Origin of the sequence: Variovorax sp. DAIF25, from assembly GCF_050711835.1 — a bacterium.
GTDB lineage: Bacteria > Pseudomonadota > Gammaproteobacteria > Burkholderiales > Burkholderiaceae_C > Variovorax.
Genome location: NZ_CP136636.1, coordinates 6,842,130 through 6,858,618, shown reverse-complemented (window position 1 = coordinate 6,858,618; position 16,489 = coordinate 6,842,130). Strand labels below are relative to the sequence as shown.

Annotated in this window: 17 protein-coding genes; 11 read left to right on the top strand and 6 right to left on the bottom strand. The window is 71.2% G+C overall.

Annotated elements, in window-relative coordinates; genetic code table 11:
• Positions 1-20: 20 nt before the first annotated feature.
• Complete coding sequence (locus tag R0232_RS31720; RefSeq protein ID WP_431510609.1) at positions 21-491, bottom strand: hypothetical protein; 471 nt, start codon at positions 489-491, stop codon at positions 21-23.
• 290 nt (positions 492-781) lie between these two features.
• On the opposite strand from R0232_RS31720, the gene R0232_RS31715 reads away from it, so the two are divergent.
• From R0232_RS31715 to R0232_RS31695, 5 genes are all read left to right on the top strand, one after another.
• A complete protein-coding gene (locus R0232_RS31715) occupies positions 782-2,056 on the top strand; it encodes a Glu/Leu/Phe/Val family dehydrogenase (protein ID WP_296787372.1) in 1,275 nt (424 codons plus the stop codon).
• A 57-nt stretch (positions 2,057-2,113) separates the two neighbouring features.
• A complete protein-coding gene (locus R0232_RS31710; RefSeq protein ID WP_431510608.1) occupies positions 2,114-2,635 on the top strand; it encodes an alpha-ketoglutarate-dependent dioxygenase AlkB family protein in 522 nt (173 codons plus the stop codon).
• A 118-nt stretch (positions 2,636-2,753) separates the two neighbouring features.
• Positions 2,754-3,383: a nucleoside/nucleotide kinase family protein gene (locus tag R0232_RS31705; protein WP_431510607.1), complete on the top strand. Its 630-nt coding sequence runs from the start codon at positions 2,754-2,756 to the stop codon at positions 3,381-3,383.
• 112 nt (positions 3,384-3,495) lie between these two features.
• A complete protein-coding gene (locus tag R0232_RS31700; RefSeq protein ID WP_296796248.1) occupies positions 3,496-4,173 on the top strand; it encodes a DUF2242 domain-containing protein in 678 nt (225 codons plus the stop codon).
• A 4-nt stretch (positions 4,174-4,177) separates the two neighbouring features.
• Positions 4,178-5,185 (top strand): FUSC family protein, encoded by a 1,008-nt coding sequence (locus tag R0232_RS31695; RefSeq protein ID WP_431510606.1) that lies wholly within the window; start codon positions 4,178-4,180, stop codon positions 5,183-5,185.
• Here R0232_RS31695 and rocF read toward each other — a convergent pair.
• The 4 genes from rocF to R0232_RS31675 are packed head-to-tail and all read right to left on the bottom strand — an operon-like array spanning position 5,182 to position 9,116.
• Positions 5,182-6,093 carry an arginase gene (gene rocF, locus R0232_RS31690; protein WP_057594021.1) on the bottom strand — a complete coding sequence of 304 codons (912 nt, stop codon included), beginning with the start codon at positions 6,091-6,093 and terminating at the stop codon, positions 5,182-5,184. The two genes, R0232_RS31695 and rocF, sit on opposite strands and share 4 nt — an antisense overlap.
• Before the next feature lie 10 nt (positions 6,094-6,103).
• Entirely contained in the window at positions 6,104-7,054 is a 951-nt protein-coding gene (locus R0232_RS31685; protein ID WP_431510605.1) for a sterol desaturase family protein, read from the bottom strand.
• Positions 7,051-8,445, bottom strand: coding sequence for a sensor histidine kinase (locus tag R0232_RS31680; RefSeq protein WP_431510604.1), 1,395 nt, complete (start codon positions 8,443-8,445; stop codon positions 7,051-7,053). Before R0232_RS31680 ends, R0232_RS31685 begins: the two co-directional genes overlap by 4 nt.
• Complete coding sequence (locus tag R0232_RS31675) at positions 8,442-9,116, bottom strand: response regulator transcription factor (protein ID WP_431510603.1); 675 nt, start codon at positions 9,114-9,116, stop codon at positions 8,442-8,444. The genes R0232_RS31680 and R0232_RS31675 overlap by 4 nt, the downstream gene beginning before the upstream one ends.
• Before the next feature lie 172 nt (positions 9,117-9,288).
• Between R0232_RS31675 and R0232_RS31670 the strand changes: the two genes are divergently transcribed.
• On the top strand, positions 9,289-9,675 hold the full coding sequence (locus tag R0232_RS31670) for a hypothetical protein (RefSeq protein WP_431510602.1): 387 nt from the start codon (positions 9,289-9,291) through the stop codon (positions 9,673-9,675).
• 13 nt (positions 9,676-9,688) lie between these two features.
• On the opposite strand, the gene R0232_RS31665 is transcribed toward R0232_RS31670, so the two are convergent.
• Positions 9,689-11,746, bottom strand: a complete 2,058-nt coding sequence (locus R0232_RS31665) for a prolyl oligopeptidase family serine peptidase (RefSeq protein WP_431510601.1) — start codon at positions 11,744-11,746, stop codon at positions 9,689-9,691.
• 206 nt (positions 11,747-11,952) lie between these two features.
• On the opposite strand from R0232_RS31665, the gene R0232_RS31660 reads away from it, so the two are divergent.
• The 5 genes from R0232_RS31660 to R0232_RS31640 all read left to right on the top strand — a co-directional run bounded on the left by R0232_RS31660 (position 11,953) and on the right by R0232_RS31640 (position 16,471).
• Positions 11,953-13,653 (top strand): WS/DGAT/MGAT family O-acyltransferase, encoded by a 1,701-nt coding sequence (locus tag R0232_RS31660; RefSeq protein WP_431510600.1) that lies wholly within the window; start codon positions 11,953-11,955, stop codon positions 13,651-13,653.
• A gap of 133 nt (positions 13,654-13,786) precedes the next feature.
• On the top strand, positions 13,787-14,344 hold the full coding sequence (locus R0232_RS31655) for a hypothetical protein (RefSeq protein WP_057594027.1): 558 nt from the start codon (positions 13,787-13,789) through the stop codon (positions 14,342-14,344).
• 74 nt (positions 14,345-14,418) lie between these two features.
• Positions 14,419-14,934 (top strand): phasin family protein, encoded by a 516-nt coding sequence (locus R0232_RS31650; protein ID WP_431510599.1) that lies wholly within the window; start codon positions 14,419-14,421, stop codon positions 14,932-14,934.
• Between the two features lie 30 nt (positions 14,935-14,964).
• Entirely contained in the window at positions 14,965-15,600 is a 636-nt protein-coding gene (locus tag R0232_RS31645; protein ID WP_057594029.1) for a TetR/AcrR family transcriptional regulator, read from the top strand.
• A 97-nt stretch (positions 15,601-15,697) separates the two neighbouring features.
• A complete protein-coding gene (locus tag R0232_RS31640) occupies positions 15,698-16,471 on the top strand; it encodes an esterase/lipase family protein (protein WP_057594030.1) in 774 nt (257 codons plus the stop codon).
• Positions 16,472-16,489 lie beyond the last annotated feature (18 nt).

Below are 16,489 nucleotides of genomic sequence, written 5' to 3'. Positions count from 1 at the left end.
CGCCACGCCACCGCGCGACCTCAGCGCACCGTGCTCTGGCCGTGCGCGGCGGCCTGGCGATCGAGCTGCTCGATCAGCGCGCCGTAGGCCGGGCTGGCGCGCAGCCGCGTGTATTCGGCCTGCGCCTGGCGATAGCCCGCGCGGGTCGGGTCGGCACCCGCTTCGCCCGACTGCTTCGCGGCCAGGCCCGACTGCATCCACAGCCGCGTGTCGGCGGCCACCGCGGCGCGGCTGTTGGCCGACACCGTGGCCACCTGCTGCTGCGGCGTGCCGTCGGTGTAGCCCTGCGTGGGCGCGGTCTTGAGCCATTGGCGCGCTTCGGCCGTCACGGCTTCGCGCGTCGTCGACGAGCTGAACGACGCGGGGCGCGGATCGCCCTCGGCGTAGTTGCCCGCGAAGCTCGGCGCGGCGGTGGCGGCCAGCAGCGCGGCGAAGGCGGCGGTGCCCAGCAGGCGGGTGGTGCGGACGGTGCGGTGTTGCGAGGTCTTCATGTCGTCGTTCCTTTCAGTGGTGGGACGTGGTGGTTGAACCCGGTGGGAGCGAAGCGGGCCGGTGGGCCTCGTGGTCTTCGTCTTTCCTTGCCACCGACTCTAGGGAGGGCAAACCGGCGATCGATAACCCGTCGATGACGATTTCGTCATCTGCCGCGCCGCCGCAAAAAAGCCCCGCGCGGGGGCGTCAAGCGACTCTTGCATAACCGCCTGTCGCGGCATGCATAAGCCATGGCGCGGCGCGCGAGACGGGACTATCGTTCGCCCATCATTCCAACCAAGGGACTCTCATGAGCGAAAAACTCTCCTTCGTCACGCCGACGGCCAACAGCCCCTGGGGCACGTACCTGTCGCAGGTCGATCGCGTGGTGCCCTACCTGGGCCCGCTCGCGCGCTGGGTCGAAACCCTCAAGCGCCCCAAGCGCGCGCTGATCGTCGACGTGCCGATCGAGATGGACGACGGCACCATCGCCCACTTCGAGGGCTACCGCGTGCAGCACAACATGAGCCGCGGACCGGGCAAGGGCGGCGTGCGCTTCCACCCCGACGTCACGCTCGAGGAAGTGATGGCCCTGTCGGCCTGGATGACCATCAAGACGGCCGCCGTCAACCTGCCGTACGGCGGCGCCAAGGGCGGCATCCGCGTCGACCCGAAGAAGCTCTCGCTGCAGGAGCTCGAGAAGGTCACGCGCCGCTACACCAGCGAGATCGGCATCATCATCGGCCCGCACACCGACATCCCCGCGCCCGACGTCAACACCAACGCCCAGATCATGGCGTGGATGATGGACACCTACTCGATGAACGTCGGCGGCACCGCCACCGGCGTCGTCACCGGCAAGCCGCTGCACCTGGGCGGCTCGCTGGGCCGCGTCAAGGCCACCGGCCGCGGCGTGTTCGTCACCGGCCGCGAAGCCGCGCGCCGCCTCGGCCTCGACCTGCGCGGCGCGCGCATCGCGGTGCAGGGCTTCGGCAACGTGGGCTCGGTCGCGGCCGAGCTGTTCGCCGAAGCGGGCGCCAAGATCGTCGCGGTGCAGGACCACACCGGCACCATCGTCAACGACAAGGGTCTCGACCTCGCGAAGCTGGTGCCGATCTCGCGCACCGACGGCGTGGTCGGCTTCAAGGCCGGCGGCGACATCGTGCCGAACGAGGACTTCTGGGACATCGCCTGCGACATCCTGATCCCCGCCGCGCTCGAAGGCCAGCTCACGGCCGATCGCGCGAAGAAGACCACCGCCAAGCTGGTGCTCGAAGGCGCCAACGGCCCCACCGTGCCGCAGGCCGACGACATCCTCGCCGAGCGCGGCGTGCTGGTGGTGCCCGACGTGATCTGCAATGCCGGCGGCGTGACCGTCAGCTACTTCGAATGGGTGCAGGACTTCTCGTCCTTCTTCTGGGACGAGGACGAGATCAACGTGCGCCTCGACCGCATCATGATGAACGCACTCAACCAGATCTGGGACACGGCCGACAAGCACAAGATCACGTTGCGCACCGCGACCTACGCGGTGGCTTGCGAGCGGATCCTGATGGCGCGGCAGGAGCGCGGTCTGTACCCCTGAGCGACGCCTGTCGTTCCGAGGCCGTTGCCGGCCTCGGCGTCTGTATCCTGCGGGCTCATGAACCGTCCGCCGATCTACCTCGACCCCGCGTTCGTCGCGTCGCCCGATGCCCTGCTCGGGTGGCTCCAGGCCGCGGTGACGTGGGACGAGCGCATGAAGGCGCGCAAGACGGCCAGCTTCGGCGTGCCGTACGACTATTCGCAGATCAGCTACGAGGCAGTGCCGTTGCCGTCCGTGCTCGACGATCTCTGCGAGCGGATCGAGGCGAGGCTGGGGTTCCGTCCGAACAACTGCCTGCTGAACCACTATCCCGACGGCGCTTCGTCGATGGGCTTCCACTCCGACGACACCGAGGTTCTTTCCCCGGGCACGGGCGTGGCCATCGTGTCGGTGGGCAGCGAGCGTTCGATCGTCTACCGCAGCAAGGCCGACAGCAGCGTCCGGCACGACTTCCCGCTGCCGCACGGATCGCTGCTGTACATGTCGGACGCCGTCCAGCAGGACTGGCTGCACGCGATCCCCAAGGTCCAAGGCGTCGGCGAGCGGATCAGCCTCACCTTCAGATCCATCGCCCGATGAATCCGGCCTGAATTCGGCGGGCATCGGCGGCGTGCGACGGGCGGTGCGCTATCGTCGGCGGGGTGGCGAAACCACCGAGACATCCTGCCTGAATGGCATCTCCCCCGAGGCTCATTTCGTGAACACACTTGGCTCCGTCGAGAACGCGCGCATCCAGAAACTCCTTGCCGGCGGCCAGCGCAAGCTGCTCGGCCTGGTCGGCGCCCCCGGCGCCGGCAAGTCCACGCTCGCGGCGCTGCTGCGCGACGCGCTCGGCGCCGAGCGCGCGCAGGTGGTGCCGATGGACGGTTTCCACCTCGCCAACGTCGAGCTGCGCCGGCTCGGCCGCGCCGACCGCAAGGGCGCGCCCGACACCTTCGACAGCGCCGGCTACGTGGCGCTGCTGCAGCGGCTGCGCGCGCAGCGGCCCGGTGGCGACATCGTCTATGCGCCCGAGTTCCGGCGCGAGATCGAGGAGCCGGTGGCGGGCGCGATCGCGGTGCTGCCGGAAACGCAGCTCGTGATCACCGAGGGCAACTACCTGCTGCACGACACCGGGCCCTGGGCCGGCGCGGCCGCGCTGCTCGACGAGGTCTGGTACGTGGACATCGACGACGCGTTGCGCGAGGCGCGGCTGGTGCGCCGGCACGAGCAGTTCGGCCGCAGCGCCGAGGCTGCGCGCGCGTGGGTGGCGCAGACCGATGCGCCGAACGCGCGGCTGATCGCGGCCACGCGCGCGCGGGCGCACCACGTCGTCGTGCTTTCCTGACCGGCGCCTGATCCGGGGGATCGCCGAGGGAACGCGCGGCCCTCATCGCGCTCGAAGGCAGGCCGGCCGTCCGCCGGTTAGCATCCGCCACGCCATGCCGACCCTGCCTTCGATGCCCCTTCGCTCCCGCTCCTTCGTCCTCCTGCCGGTGCTGCTGTCGGCGCTGGTGCTCGCGGGCTGCGGCAGCAGTGCGCGCCGCGTCGCCTACGACACCGAGGAATTCGACTCCACCACCACCCACACGCGCAGCTACGAGGCCACCGAGGCCCAGACCTGCGAGGCCGCGCGCCGCGCGCTGCTGAGCCAGGGCTACATGGTCACGGCCGCCAATGCCGACCTGGTGACCGGCCGCAAGAGCTTCCAGCCGGCGGCCGAGGTGCACGTCGAGGTCGAGTTCCGCGTGGTCTGCGCGGCCGAGGGCGGCCGGGGCGGCAAGGGCGCCAGGCCGAAGAGCACGGTGGCTTTCGCGACCGCGCTGCAGGACCGCTACGGCCTCAAGAAGGTCAACAACTCGGCGAGCCTGGGCGTGGGCGCCTTCGGCTCGCTGTCGCTGCCGCTGACGGGCAGCGACGACGCGATGGTCAAGGTGGCGAGCCAGACGCTGACCGACGAGCGCTTCTACGACCGCTTCTTCGCGCTGCTCGACCGTTTCCTCGAAGGGCAGGAGCCGGGCGCGGAAGAGCCCGAGGACCTGCCCGAGCCCGCGCCGCCGGCACCCGCCGCCACCCCGGCCCCGTCCCCGGCCCCGGCCACCACCTTCCCGGTGCCGACCTCGCCCAACCGCGGCTGACGGCATGGCCACCCTCCCGTTCGCGGACCGGCTGGCCTTCCTGCGCGAGCCCGGCCGCTGGCGCGCGGGCGCGCAGCTCGCGGCGGCGGTCGCCATCGCCTGGAGCGTGTCGCGCGGGATCGGGCTGCCCGAGAGCTTCTGGGCCGTGATGAGCGTGCTGATCGTGATGCGGCCGAGCGCCGGTTCCACGCTCGAGGCCGGCTGGGACCGCGTGCGCGGCACCTTCGCGGGCGCGCTGGCCGGGCTCGCGGGCGTGTGGCTCGCGCACCATGGCGTGCCGATGCAGGCCGACGCGCTCGCGATCGTGCTGCTGCTGGCCTTCGTTGGCGCCGCCGTGCCGGGGCTGCGCAGCGCGCCGGTGGCGGCGCTGATCATCCTCTCGGCCGGCAGCCTGCCGGGCCATTCGGCGCTGCAGGTGGCGCTGCTGCGCATGGCGCAGATGGGCATCGGCGTGGGCGTGGCGCTCGCGATGGCGCTGGTGACGGCCGAGTACCGGGCCGGCGCGCGCTTCGACGCGGGCTGCGCGGCGCTGCTGCGCGGCATGGCGAAGCGGTTGCTGGCGCTGGCCGCGGGCGATGCGACCGAGGGCGACGGCGAGCGTGCCCGCGCCGCGCTCGCGCGGCTCACGGTGCTGGCGGGCGGTGCCGACCTCGAATCGCGCTGGCCCTGGCGCCACCGCACGGTCGGCGCGCCGAAGGACGCGCACCGGCAGCGCGCGCGCACCATGGCACGCCTGATGCAGGACGTGGCGCTGCTCGGCCGCGCGATCGGGCAGCAGCCGCCGGCCTCTCACGACGAGACCGCGAAGGCCGCGCGCGCCTCGGCCGGCGCGCTCGCCGCGCTGGCGGACGCGCTCGAAGGCAAGGCCATGGCGCCCGATCTGTCGGTGCTCGAGCGGCTCGCGGCGCGCCATGCGTCGCGCGACGATGCGGCCCGGCCGCTGCTGGCGGCGCCGCTCGCGCTGCTGCTCGAGGATGTGCGCGCGCTGCAGGCCACGCGCGTTGCGGCCTAACGCACCAGCGTCGATTTGCCGAACAGGCTCTCGATCAGTTCCACCGCGATCTCGGCCGTCTGGTTGCGCACGTCGAGCGCGGGATTGAGCTCGACCACGTCGACCGAGCCGAGCCGGCCGGTGTCGGCAATCATCTCCATGCACAGCTGCATCTCACGGTAGGTCGGTCCGCCGCGCACGCCGGTGCCCACGCCGGGCGCGATGTTGGGGTCGAGGCAGTCGAGGTCGAAGCTCACGTGCAGGTGCGTGTCCTCGTCCACGTCCTGCAGCGCCTCTGTCATGGTGGTGCGCATGCCGTGCTCGTCGATGTGGCGCATGTCGAACACGTTGAGGCCCAGCGTGCGGATCGCCTCCTTCTCGTCGGCATCGACGCTGCGGATGCCGATGAAGCGGATCGCCTCGGGCGGCAGCGCCGCGCGCTCGCCGCTCCAGCCGGTCAGCACCGCGGGCCCGTGGCCCAGCAGGCACGACACCGGCATGCCGTGCAGGTTGCCGCTGGGGCTGGTGGTCTCGGTGTTGACGTCGGAGTGCGCGTCGAGCCACAGCACGCGCAGCTTGCGGCCGCGCTTGCGCGCATGCCAGGCCACGGCGCTGATCGAGCCGATCGCCAGGCAGTGGTCGCCGCCCAGCATCAGCGGCACGTGGCCCGCGCCCAGCACCTCGTCGACCGCCGCGTACACGGCGCGGTTCCAGGCGATCACCTCGTCGAGATGGCGCAGCCCGTTGGCCGGCGGCGCCCAGGGCGTGGCCGGGCCCGCGAGGTTGCCGCGGTCGACCAGCGCGAAGCCCTGGCGCACCAGCGCCTCCGCCAGCCCCGCCACGCGCAGCGCGTCGGGGCCCATGCCCGCGCCGCGCACGCTGGCGCCGACGTCGGTGGGAGCGCCGATCAGTTCGAGGGTGAGGTTCATGCGTGGGCCTTCATGTCCTGCCGATCCGGTCCCCGGCATCCGGGGGGCTCGGCGGACCATTGTGCCGAGGAACCGGTGACAGGCCCATGATCCGCCGCGTGCCCGACGCGGTGAAGGGCTGCGCCAGTTGCGCCAGGAAGCCGGCCGCGATCTCGCCGTCGATGCCGATGTCCGCCGGCGGCCGCCGCGCCGGGCGGTACCAGGTGCCGAACAGCAGGTCCCAGAGCACCAGGTTCTCGCCGTAGTTGCGGTTGCCCTCGGCCGGCGAGCGCGAGTGGTGCCAGCGGTGCAGCGCCGGCGTGCTGAAGACGCGGTCCAGCCAGCCGGTGCGCAGCTCGATGTTGCAGTGGGTCAGCAGGCCGGTGACGGCCGTCACCGCGCCCACCCACAGGAACACCGCGAGCGGCGCGCCCAGCAGGTACAGCGGCAGTTGCCCGAGCAGGGCCTTGAAGGCGCTGTCGACCACGTGGAAGCGGCCGGTGTTCGCCACCCACAGCCGCCGCACGCCGTGGTGCAGCGCATGGAAGCGCCACAGCGGCGGCCATTCGTGCGCGCCGCGGTGCGCGATGTAGAGGCCCAGTTCCACCACCGCGAGCGCGAGCACCACCTGCGCGGCCAGCGGCCAGTGCACGGGCCAGGCCGTGTCATGCGCCGAGGGCCGCAGTGCCATCGCGCCGGCCAGCGGCAGGCTCGCCGCGAGCGCGGCCACGACCTGGGCCGTGCCTTTGGTCAGCAGCGTGTGGGCCAGGTCGCAGGGCGTCTGGCCGTCGTCCGCGAGCCAGCGCGGCTCGTGCGGCAGCCAGCGCTCGAGCAGCGCGATCGCCAGCGCGAGCGAGAGGTAGGCCGCGTTGAACCAGGCCAGCGGTGCCGCGCTCGCGAAGGCCGCCGCCGCGGCCAGCAGGCCCGCGGCGTAGAGCGCCGGCCACAGCAGCCACGGCAGCCAGCGGCGCGCGGCCTTCATGCCGGCGCCTCGCCGCTTCGCCCGGGGCGCAGCCGCAGCCGGAACAGCGCGCCGCCGCCCGGCGCATCGTGCACCGTGACCTCGCCGCCATGCAGGCGCGCGATCTCCTGCACCAGGCTCAGGCCGAGCCCGGCGCCGGGCCCGGTCGCATGCCCGCGGTGGAAGGGCTTGAAGATCTGTTCGCGCAGCGCGGCCGGGATGCCGGGGCCGTCGTCGATGACCTCGATGTCGCCCGGCGGCATCACCCGCACCGTCACGGCCCCCATGCCGCCCGCGTGCTCGATCGCGTTGCGCACCAGGTTGGCCAGCGCGCGTGCGATCGCGTCGCGGTCGCCCTCGATCTCCACGCGCGCGGCCAGCGGCTCGAACGAGACCTCGTAGCCCGCGGCGAGCGCCAGCGGCGCCATCTCGGCCACCACCTCGCGCGCCATCGCCACCAGGTCGATGCGCTGGCGTCCCGTGCCCTGGGCCTTCATGCGCTGCAGGTCGAGCAGCTGTCCCGCCAGCACCGACAGCCGCGCGGCATCGGCCAGCAGCCGCGTGCGTTCGGCGCCCTCGGTCAGGTTCTCGATGCGCGTGTGGAGGATCGCGATCGGCGTGCGCAGCTCGTGCGCTGCGTCGGCCAGGAAGCGCTCCTGCCGCGCATGGCCGTCGTCCAGCCGTTGCAGGGCGTCGTTGAAGGCGCCCACCAGCGTCGCCACTTCGGCCGGCACCTCGGCCAGCGGCAGGCGCACGCCGCGCTGCTCGGCATCGATCTGGCCGGCGCGCGCCACGATGGCGTGCAAACCCGAGAGCGTGCGCCGCACCACCACGTGGCTGGCCAGCAGCGTGGCCGCCACGGTGATCGCCAGGATCGGCAGCACCACCTCGAGCAGCACCAGCAGCAGCGACAGGCCGAGGTTGCGCCAGGTGATCGGGCTGTCGGCGCCGGTGAGGATCTGCACCGGGCCGGCGGCGGAGTCGACCCAGCGCATGCGCGCCGACTGCCGCGGCGGATCGCCCATGTTCCAGCCCAGCCGGGCCTGCCCCACGCCGTCGAGCGTGGCGCCGATGTCGGCGAACTCGTCCGGGATGCGGCCCTCGACCAGCCGGCCGCCCTGGCGATCGCGCACCGAGAACCACAGCGGCGGCTGCGCCTCGCGCAGCGTGGCGAGCCGCGGCGTCGCGCGCATCGCGAGGCGGCCATCGGCCCCGCGCATCACCGCCTCCTGCAGTATCTCGACGGTGTTCTCGGGCGAGCTGAAGTTGATCAGGTGCCCGGTGGCCACCAGGGCGCCGATCACCAGCAGCTGGATCGCCGCCTGCAGCAGCACCAGCCGGCGGACCAGGCGGCGCTTGAGCGAGGAGGGCGAGGAGGGCGAGGAGGGCGCTGCGTTCGTCGCTGTGCTCATGGCGCGGCCCGCAGCAGGTAGCCCACGCCGCGGATGCCGCAGATCTCCACGCCGGCGCCGGTGTCCGCGAGCTTCCTGCGCAGCCGCGAGACGTGGGTGTCCAGCGCGTTCGACTGGATCTCGACGTCGAAGCCGAACACCGCGCGTTCCAGCGCCTCGCGCAGCACGGTGCGGCCGCTGCGGCGCATCAGCAGCTCCAGCGCCAGCAGTTCGCGCCGCGGCAGCTCCATGCGGTGCCCCGCCACGCTGGCTTCGCGGTGCGCGAGGTCGAAGCACAGCCGCGCGACCTGCAGCAGCTCCTGCCGGGTCTCGGCCGGGCGCCGCAGCAGCGCGCGCAGCCGCGCCAGCAGTTCCTCGACCGCGAAGGGCTTGCCCAGGTAGTCGTCGGCGCCCGCGTCGAGGCCGCGCACGCGCTCGTCGAGCGCATCGCGTGCCGTGAGCATCAGCACCGGCACCGGATCGCCGGCGGCGCGCAGCCGCGCCACCAGCGCGAGGCCGTCGCCGTCGGGCAGCCGGCGGTCGAGCACCAGCGCGTCGTAGGGCGTGGCCTCGACATGGCGCGCGCCGTCGGCCAGCGTCGCGGCATGGTCGACCAGGATGCCGCGCCGGTGCAGCGCGGTGAGCAGCACCGAGGCCATTTCGGGTTCGTCTTCCAGCAGCAGGATGCGCACGCGCGTGTTCCTTTCAGGGCGGCGCCGGAGCTCCGGCGTGCCGCACTGTAGGGAGGCTGGATTGCGCGAGTGTTGCGTGCGCGCGCCCCGCGCGACGCAATGCTGGCTCCATGTTGGCGGTCGATGCTGGCGTCAGGCCCGCGGTCGCGGGTCATCTGCCAAGGAGCACCGCATGCATGTCCTTCATGTCCAGACCACCCTGCTGCCGGAGGCGATCGTCCTGGCGCTGTCGCTGATGCTCGCGTCGGTCGCGGCGGCCGAGGTGGTGTCGGGTTTCGACGCGCCGCCGCCCGTCCACGACCCCTGCCACGATGGCCGCTACAGCCAGGGCCGCGCGATGAGCTGCGGCGAGCTGTTGCGCCAGCTCGACCGCGAGGAAGCGTTGCGCCGCTCCGAACGCTGGCGCAGCGATCCCTGCCGGGATGGCCGCTACGGCACGGGCCGGCCGATGACCTGCGCCGAGCTGCGCGAGCGGCTGGACCGCCGCGAGCGGCGCCTGCCCCCGTGGCGCGACGAACGGCCCTACGGCCTGGGCGAGCCGCTGCGCGACAGCGGCTGACGCGCGCCGCCGCTCAGCCGATGTGGTCCCACAGGTAGGCGTAGCCCAGCGCGTCCATGAAGGCGGACTGCTTGTTGTCCGAGGCCGCGCTGTGGCCGCCCTCGAGGTTCTCGTAGAAGGCCGTGTCGTGGCCCTGCGCGGCCAGCTTCGCATGCATCTTGCGCGCATGCACCGGGCCCACGCGGTCGTCGCGCGTCGAGGTGGTGAACAGCGAGGGCGGGTACTTGGCGTCGGGTTTCGCGTTCTCGTAGGGGGAGAAGTGGCGGATCCATTCCCACTCCTCGGGCACTTCGGGGTCGCCGTACTCGGCGATCCACGAGGCGCCGGCCGACAGCTGCGTGTAGCGGCGCATGTCGAGCAGCGCCACCTCGCTCACGATCGCGCCGTAAAGCGCCGGATGGCGCGTGAGCATGTTGCCCATCAGCAGGCCGCCGTTGCTGCCGCCCATGGCGCCCAGGTGTGCGGGCGAGGTGATGCCGCGCGCGATCAGGTCCTCCGATACCGCGGCGAAGTCCTCGCTGCTGCGCAGGCGGTTCTGCTGCAGCGCAGCCTGGTGCCAGCGCGGGCCGTACTCGCCGCCGCCGCGGATGTTGGCCACCACGTACACGCCGCCCTGCTCGAGCCAGGCGCGGCCGATGCCACCGCTGTAGCTGGGCGTGAGCGAGATCTCGAAGCCTCCGTAGGCGTACTGCAGGGTCGGGTTGCGGCCGTTGGCTACCAGGTCCCTGGGCGCGATCTCGAAGTAGGGCACGCGCGTGCCGTCCCGCGAGCGCGCGAAGTGCTGGCTGACCGTGTAGCGCGAGGCATCGAAGAAGCCCGGGCTGTGCTTGAGCGGCTCGGCCTCGCCCTGGCCCAGGGTGCCGATGTAGAGCGTGGTCGGCTGCAGGAAGCCGCTCACGGTGAGGAAGTAGTCGTCGCTCTCGTCCTCGTCGATGGCACCGGCCGCGATGGTCGACAGCGCGGGCGCGCCGCCCAGGCTCTCGCGTTGCCACGGGCCCTTGCCGTCGGCCGGCGGCGTGAGCACCTCGATGCGGTTCACCACGTCGTGCATCGCGTTCACGATCAGGTGATGGCGCGTCCATGAATGGCTGTCGAGCGCGCTGGTGTCGGTGGGCTCGAACAACAGCGTGAGTTCGCGCGCACCGGCCATGTAGTCGTCGAAGTTCGCGGCCAGCAGCGAGCCGGCCTTGTAGCTGGCGCCGCCCACCTCCCAGTCGCTGCGCGGCTCGATCAGCAGCCATTCGCGCGTGATGTCGGTCACCGCATCGTCGGGCACCTCGATCTTGGCGAGCGTGCCGTCGGCCGCGCGCACCCAGGTCTCGCTGTCGTAGAAGTCGATGGCGCGCGAGACGAAGTCGCGCTCGAAGCCCGGTGTGGCATCGCGCCAGCCCGAGGCCGAGAGGTCCTCGGTGTCGGCCTCGTAGACCGTGACGGCCTCGGCCAGCGGCGTGCCGCGCTTCCACTCCTTCACGATGCGCGGATAGCTCGAGGTGGTCATCGAGCCCGGGCCGAAGTCGGTCGCCACGTAGAGGTGGTCGATGTCCTTCCAGGCCACCGTGTTCTTGGCCTCGGGCAGCGCGAAGCCACCCTCGACGAAGGCCTTGCGCACCGGGTCGAACTCGCGCACCACGTCGGCATCGGCGCCGCCGCGCGAGAGCGACAGCAGGCAGCGGCCATAGCCGGGGTAGAGCCAGTCGGCACCGTGCCAGACCCAGTTCTCGCCCTCGGCCGCGGCCAGCGCGTCGAGGTCGAGCACCGTCTCCCAGGCCGGCTGCGGCTTGCGGTATTCCTCAAGCGTGGTGCGGCGCCACAGGCCCTTGGGATGGGCCTTGTCGCGCCAGAAGTTGTAGTAGAGGGTGTCGACCTTGTAGACCATCGGGATGCGGTCGTCGGAGTCGAGCACCTCGAGCAGGCCCTGCTCGATCTGCTTGAAGCGCGCCGACTGCGCATGGCGCTGCACCGTCTCGGCGTTGCGGGCCTTGGCCCAGTCGAGGGACTGCGTGCCGTCGATGTCCTCGAGCCAGAGGAAGGGGTCTTGGTCTTGCGCTTGCGGGCGGGGGGAAGAGGTCATGGACACAGTGTACGAACGCACCATGACGGACATCGATCCATGGACTTTCGCATTACCCGCGGCCGGTCCCAGAACATCGCTCGGTGCAAACCCGGGTGCGCTCCCCGGTGGAAACACTGAAAGGCGCGGCCCCCCGGCGCAGCGGCCGCACGGTATCCTGCCGAAGCCGAATGCGACGGCATTCCACGACCTAGGAGACACAACACATGAAACACCTGAGCGGTCTCGATGCCACCTTCCTGCATCTGGAAACACCGGAGATGCCGATGCACGTGGGCTCGCTCAACGTGCTCGACCTGCCCAAGGGCTACAAGGGCGACTTCTACGAGGACGCCAAGCAGTTCATGGCCAGCCGCATCCACCTGGCCGACGTGTTCACGCGCAAGCTCGCGCTGATGCCCTTCGACATGACGAACCCGGTGTGGGTGGAGGACGACGACATCGACCTCGACTACCACGTGCGCCACATCTCGCTGCCGCGGCCCGGCACCAACCGCCAGCTGCAGCAGTACGTCGCGCGGCTGCATTCCTCGCTGATCGACCGCAGCCGGCCGATGTGGGAGTTCTATATCATCGACGGCTTGAAGAGCGGCCAGGTCGCGCTCTACACCAAGGTGCACCATGCGGGCATCGACGGGCAGGCCGGCGTGGAAGTGGGCAAGGCCATCTTCGACCTCGAGGCCACGGGCCGCGTGGTGAAGCCGCCGCGCTCGCGCCCGCGCGGCAGCGGCTACCAGCTCGGCATGGCAGAGCTCGCGAGCGCCGCGCTGCGCAACACGGCACAGCAGTACGTCAAGCTGTTCAAGATGGCGCCAGCCATCGTGCGCGCCATCAGCGGGCTGGCCAAGCCCGACGAGAAGGCGGCCGAGAAGCTCACGACCACGGCACCGAAGAAGTTCAATCTCTTCGCGCCGCGCACCTCGCTCAACGTCTCGATCACCAACCAGCGCACCTTCGCGGGCCGCACCATCTCGTTGGCCGAGACCAAGTACATCGCCAAGCACTTCGGCGTGTCGCTCAACGACGTGGTGATGGCCACCGTGGCCGGCGCGCTGCGCCACTACCTGGCCGACAACAACGAGCTGCCGGCCAAGCCGCTGGTGGCGGGCGTGCCCGTGAGCCTGCGCGAGGCCGGCGACGACACGGCCAACAACCAGGCCAGCATGATCCTCGTGAGCCTGGCCACCGACATCACCGATCCACTGCAGCGGCTCAAGGCCATCAATGCCTCGTCGACCTCCTCGAAGTCGACCATGAACCGCTTCAAGGCCGTGATCCTCGACGACTTCCCGACCTTCGCCGCGCCCTGGCTGGTGTCGGGCATCGCCTCGATGGTGGGCCGCTCGGGCCTGGTCAACATGCTGCCGCCGGCCGCCAACGTGGCGATCTCCAACGTGGCGGGCGCGCCGTTCCCGATGTACTTCGCGGGCGCGCTGGTCACCTGCTACTACCCGGTGTCGATCGCGAGCCACGGCACCGCGCTCAACGTCACGGTGCAGAGCTACAACGGCCGCATGGACTACGGCCTGATCGCCTGCCGCCGCGCCGTGCCCGACATCACCGAGATCGGCGACTACCTGCTGGCCGAGCACAAGCTGCTGATGGAGCTGACGCAGAAGCATCCGTCGGTGGCCGGTGCGCCGGCGCCAAAGCCCGCGGCCGTCGTCGAGGCGCCCGCCGACGCGGAGCCCGCGGCCAAGGCTGCCGCAAAGAAGGCCCCGGCGCGCAAGGCCGCGGCGAAGAAGACGCCGGCACCGGTGGCCAGGAAGGCGCCCGCGAAGAAGGCAGCGATCAAGACGGCTGCGAAGACCCCCGCCAAGGCCGCCCCGAAGCCCGCCGCCAAGCCCCCCGCCCGAAAGGCCCCCGCGCGCAAGAGCGCGCCACGCGCCGCGGCCGCTGCAGCTTGAGGATCGCCCGGGCCCGGAAAATTGGGGCAGTTGGACTAGTTTTCCGACGCTTCTAGTTTTCCAGGCCTAGGCCCTTGGGAAGAAGATCAACCCATCGCGAATCCCGCGACCGATCAACTTCCAGGAACAACCCATGTCCACCTCGCAAACCTCCATCGCTTCCGCCGCCGTCCACGTCATCGGCCAGTACAACGACGCCGGCAAGACCCTGGTCGGTGCCTACCGCACCGGCGTGCAGCGCCTGCTCGACGGCGCCGCCTCGCGCTACAGCGACTTCCTTGGCCAGCGCGAGCTGCCGCTGGTGAACGACAAGATCAAGGCCAACCTGATCGGCGCGCAAGCCAAGGTCAATGGCTTCCTGGCCAACCGCCTCGAGATCGACACCGGCCGCATCGTCTCGGTGATGGACCGTGTCGCCACCGGCACCACCAGCGGCATCGAATCGGTTGCCAACCGCGTGGCCCAGGTCGAGTCGCCGGTCGCCACCTCCGTGATCAACGCCCTGTCGGCCGTGAACCAGCCCTTCGCGACCGTGTCGGTGCAGATCGCCGACCGCATCGCCGCCGGTGCCAGGCAGATCGAAGTCCGCGTCGCGGGCAGCGAGGAAGCCAAGCCCGTGCGCACCGTGAAGGCCAAGGCCGCCGCGGTCAAGAAGCCGGTTCGCCGCGCTGCCGCCCGCAAGGCGGCCTGAGTTCCGCAGGCGCCTTCGGGCGCCTTTTTCTTTTGCGGTACCTTCCGAGGTACCGAGTTCCCCTGGAGCGATGCATGGCGACCCGCCGCGATGAACCCGCAGAACTGAAGAAGAAGGCGACGCCCGCGAAGAAGACCGCCGGCGCCAGGACCGCCACGAAGAAGGCCGCGGCGCCGCGCAAGCGCAGCGCCGCCAAGGCCAAGGCAGGCACGGCGGGTACGGGCACCAAGCCCGCGTCCTCCGGCGAAGGCCTGCTGCGCGCCGGCCTCAAGGCGCTCGACACCGTGCGCAACGACGTCGCCAAGCGGCAGGCCAGCGTCACCAACGTGATCGAGGGCCTGCTGGGCATCGGCGGCAAGGGCGGCGAGGAAGCGAGCGGCGCCAAGGCCGTGCTGACGCGCGGCTTCCCGGGCCTCGACAGCTTCGGCATCCGCAAGTTCGAGGACGTGTTCGACCAGCGCGTGGCCACCGCGCTGCAGCGCCTGGGCATGCCCACGGCCGAGGAGGTGCAGGCGCTGCAGTCGCAGATCGCGGCGCTCGCCGAGCGGCTCGACCGCCTCGAGCAGGCCGCGCGCGGCGGCAAGCGCTGATCGATTCCCGCACGACCCGCAGAACCGCCAGTGGCCGGCTCCAACACCACGCGCGACCGCATCCTGCTGACCAGCCTCGCGCTGTTCAACGCGCAGGGGCTCGCGGCGGTGTCCACCCACAAGATCGCGGCCGAGCTCGGCATGAGCCCGGGCAACCTGCACTACCACTTCAAGGCCAAGCAGCTGATCGTGGAGTGGCTGTTCCGGCGCTTCGAACAGCGGCTCGAATCGCTCAACGGCTCCTCGGCCGGCATCGCGGCCATCGACGACCTGTGGCTCGCGTTGCACCTGCGCTTCGAGGCGATCAACGAGTACCGCTTCATCTACCGCGACATGGCCTTCCTCGCGAGCGAGTACCCGGTGCTGGGCCAGCGCGCGCAGGCCCTGACCGCGCAGAACCTGCTGGCGGCCCAGTCGCTGTGCGAAGGGCTGGTGGCCTCGGGCGTGATCGAAACGAGCGCCGAGCAGGCGCGCATCCTGGCGCTGCAGATGGTGTTCACCACCACCTGCTGGCTGTCGTTCGAACGGCTGGTGCCGGGCCGCGACGCGCTGGCGCAGGCCGATCCGGGATTGGCGGCTTTTTACACGCTGACCCTGGTTTCTCCTTATGTTTCGGGCGAATCGAGGGCTTACCTCGATTACCTGAGGGCGAAATACCTCGGATAACAGACGACACCGTCCGACGGGGGGCCTCGCGGCGGAACCCGAGACTGGCAACGAAGAACCAACAGAAGCGCAGAGACACGCAAGAAAGGACCCGCTCATGACCACCGCCACCCGTGAACACATCTCGCCGCCTTCGCGCCTGCTGCTGCTGGCCGAAGGCCGCGCGCTCTGGGAAACCGGCGCGGGCCTCGCCATGTGGCCGCTGCTGCAGCTCACGCCGCGCGGCGATGGCCATCCGGTGCTGGTGCTGCCGGGCCTGGTGGCCGGCGATGCCTCCACGCTGGTGCTGCGCCGCTACCTCGCGAGCCGCGGCTACGACGCGCACGGCTGGGGCCTGGGCCGCAACTTCGGTCCGCGCGAAGGCGTGGAGGACGGCATGGTCGAGCTGCTGCACAAGCTGCACGACGACAGCGGGCAGAAGGTCAGCCTGGTCGGCTGGAGCCTGGGCGGCGTGTATGCGCGGCTGCTGGCGTCGGCCCATCCCGGTGTGGTGCGCAGCGTGGTCACGCTGGGCAGTCCGTTCTCGGGCAGCCCGCGTGCCACCAATGCCTGGCGCGTCTACGAAGGCGTGAGCGGCCAGAGCTCGCACGACCCGCGCCGCATGAAGTTCGTGCAGCCCACGCCCTCGGTGCCCACCACCTCGATCTTCAGCCGCACCGACGGCGTCGTGGCCTGGCGCTGCAGCATCGAGAAGACCGGGCCGAAGTCCGAGAACATCGAGGTCATCGCGAGCCACCTGGGCCTGGGTGCGCACCCCGCGGTGCTCTATGCGCTGGCCGACCGGCTGTCGCAGCCCGAGGGCGGCTGGAAGCCCTTCAACCGCGGCTTGCTGGGGCCGCTGGTCTATCCCGATCCCGATCGCCAGAACTGAGGTCCGCCGCCGGAGCCT

Excerpts from the sequence above, each read along its gene's own strand:
- R0232_RS31720 (WP_431510609.1), bottom strand. The coding sequence starts at position 491 with ATGAAGACCTCGCAACACCGCACCGTCCGCACCACCCGCCTGCTGGGC.
- R0232_RS31715 (WP_296787372.1), top strand. The coding sequence starts at position 782 with ATGAGCGAAAAACTCTCCTTCGTCACGCCGACGGCCAACAGCCCCTGG.
- R0232_RS31710 (WP_431510608.1), top strand. The coding sequence starts at position 2,114 with ATGAACCGTCCGCCGATCTACCTCGACCCCGCGTTCGTCGCGTCGCCC.
- R0232_RS31700 (WP_296796248.1), top strand. The coding sequence starts at position 3,496 with ATGCCCCTTCGCTCCCGCTCCTTCGTCCTCCTGCCGGTGCTGCTGTCG.
- R0232_RS31695 (WP_431510606.1), top strand. The coding sequence starts at position 4,178 with ATGGCCACCCTCCCGTTCGCGGACCGGCTGGCCTTCCTGCGCGAGCCC.
- rocF (WP_057594021.1), bottom strand. The coding sequence starts at position 6,093 with ATGAACCTCACCCTCGAACTGATCGGCGCTCCCACCGACGTCGGCGCC.
- R0232_RS31685 (WP_431510605.1), bottom strand. The coding sequence starts at position 7,054 with ATGAAGGCCGCGCGCCGCTGGCTGCCGTGGCTGCTGTGGCCGGCGCTC.
- R0232_RS31680 (WP_431510604.1), bottom strand. The coding sequence starts at position 8,445 with ATGAGCACAGCGACGAACGCAGCGCCCTCCTCGCCCTCCTCGCCCTCC.
- R0232_RS31670 (WP_431510602.1), top strand. The coding sequence starts at position 9,289 with ATGCATGTCCTTCATGTCCAGACCACCCTGCTGCCGGAGGCGATCGTC.
- R0232_RS31665 (WP_431510601.1), bottom strand. The coding sequence starts at position 11,746 with ATGACCTCTTCCCCCCGCCCGCAAGCGCAAGACCAAGACCCCTTCCTC.
- R0232_RS31660 (WP_431510600.1), top strand. The coding sequence starts at position 11,953 with ATGAAACACCTGAGCGGTCTCGATGCCACCTTCCTGCATCTGGAAACA.
- R0232_RS31655 (WP_057594027.1), top strand. The coding sequence starts at position 13,787 with ATGTCCACCTCGCAAACCTCCATCGCTTCCGCCGCCGTCCACGTCATC.
- R0232_RS31650 (WP_431510599.1), top strand. The coding sequence starts at position 14,419 with ATGGCGACCCGCCGCGATGAACCCGCAGAACTGAAGAAGAAGGCGACG.
- R0232_RS31640 (WP_057594030.1), top strand. The coding sequence starts at position 15,698 with ATGACCACCGCCACCCGTGAACACATCTCGCCGCCTTCGCGCCTGCTG.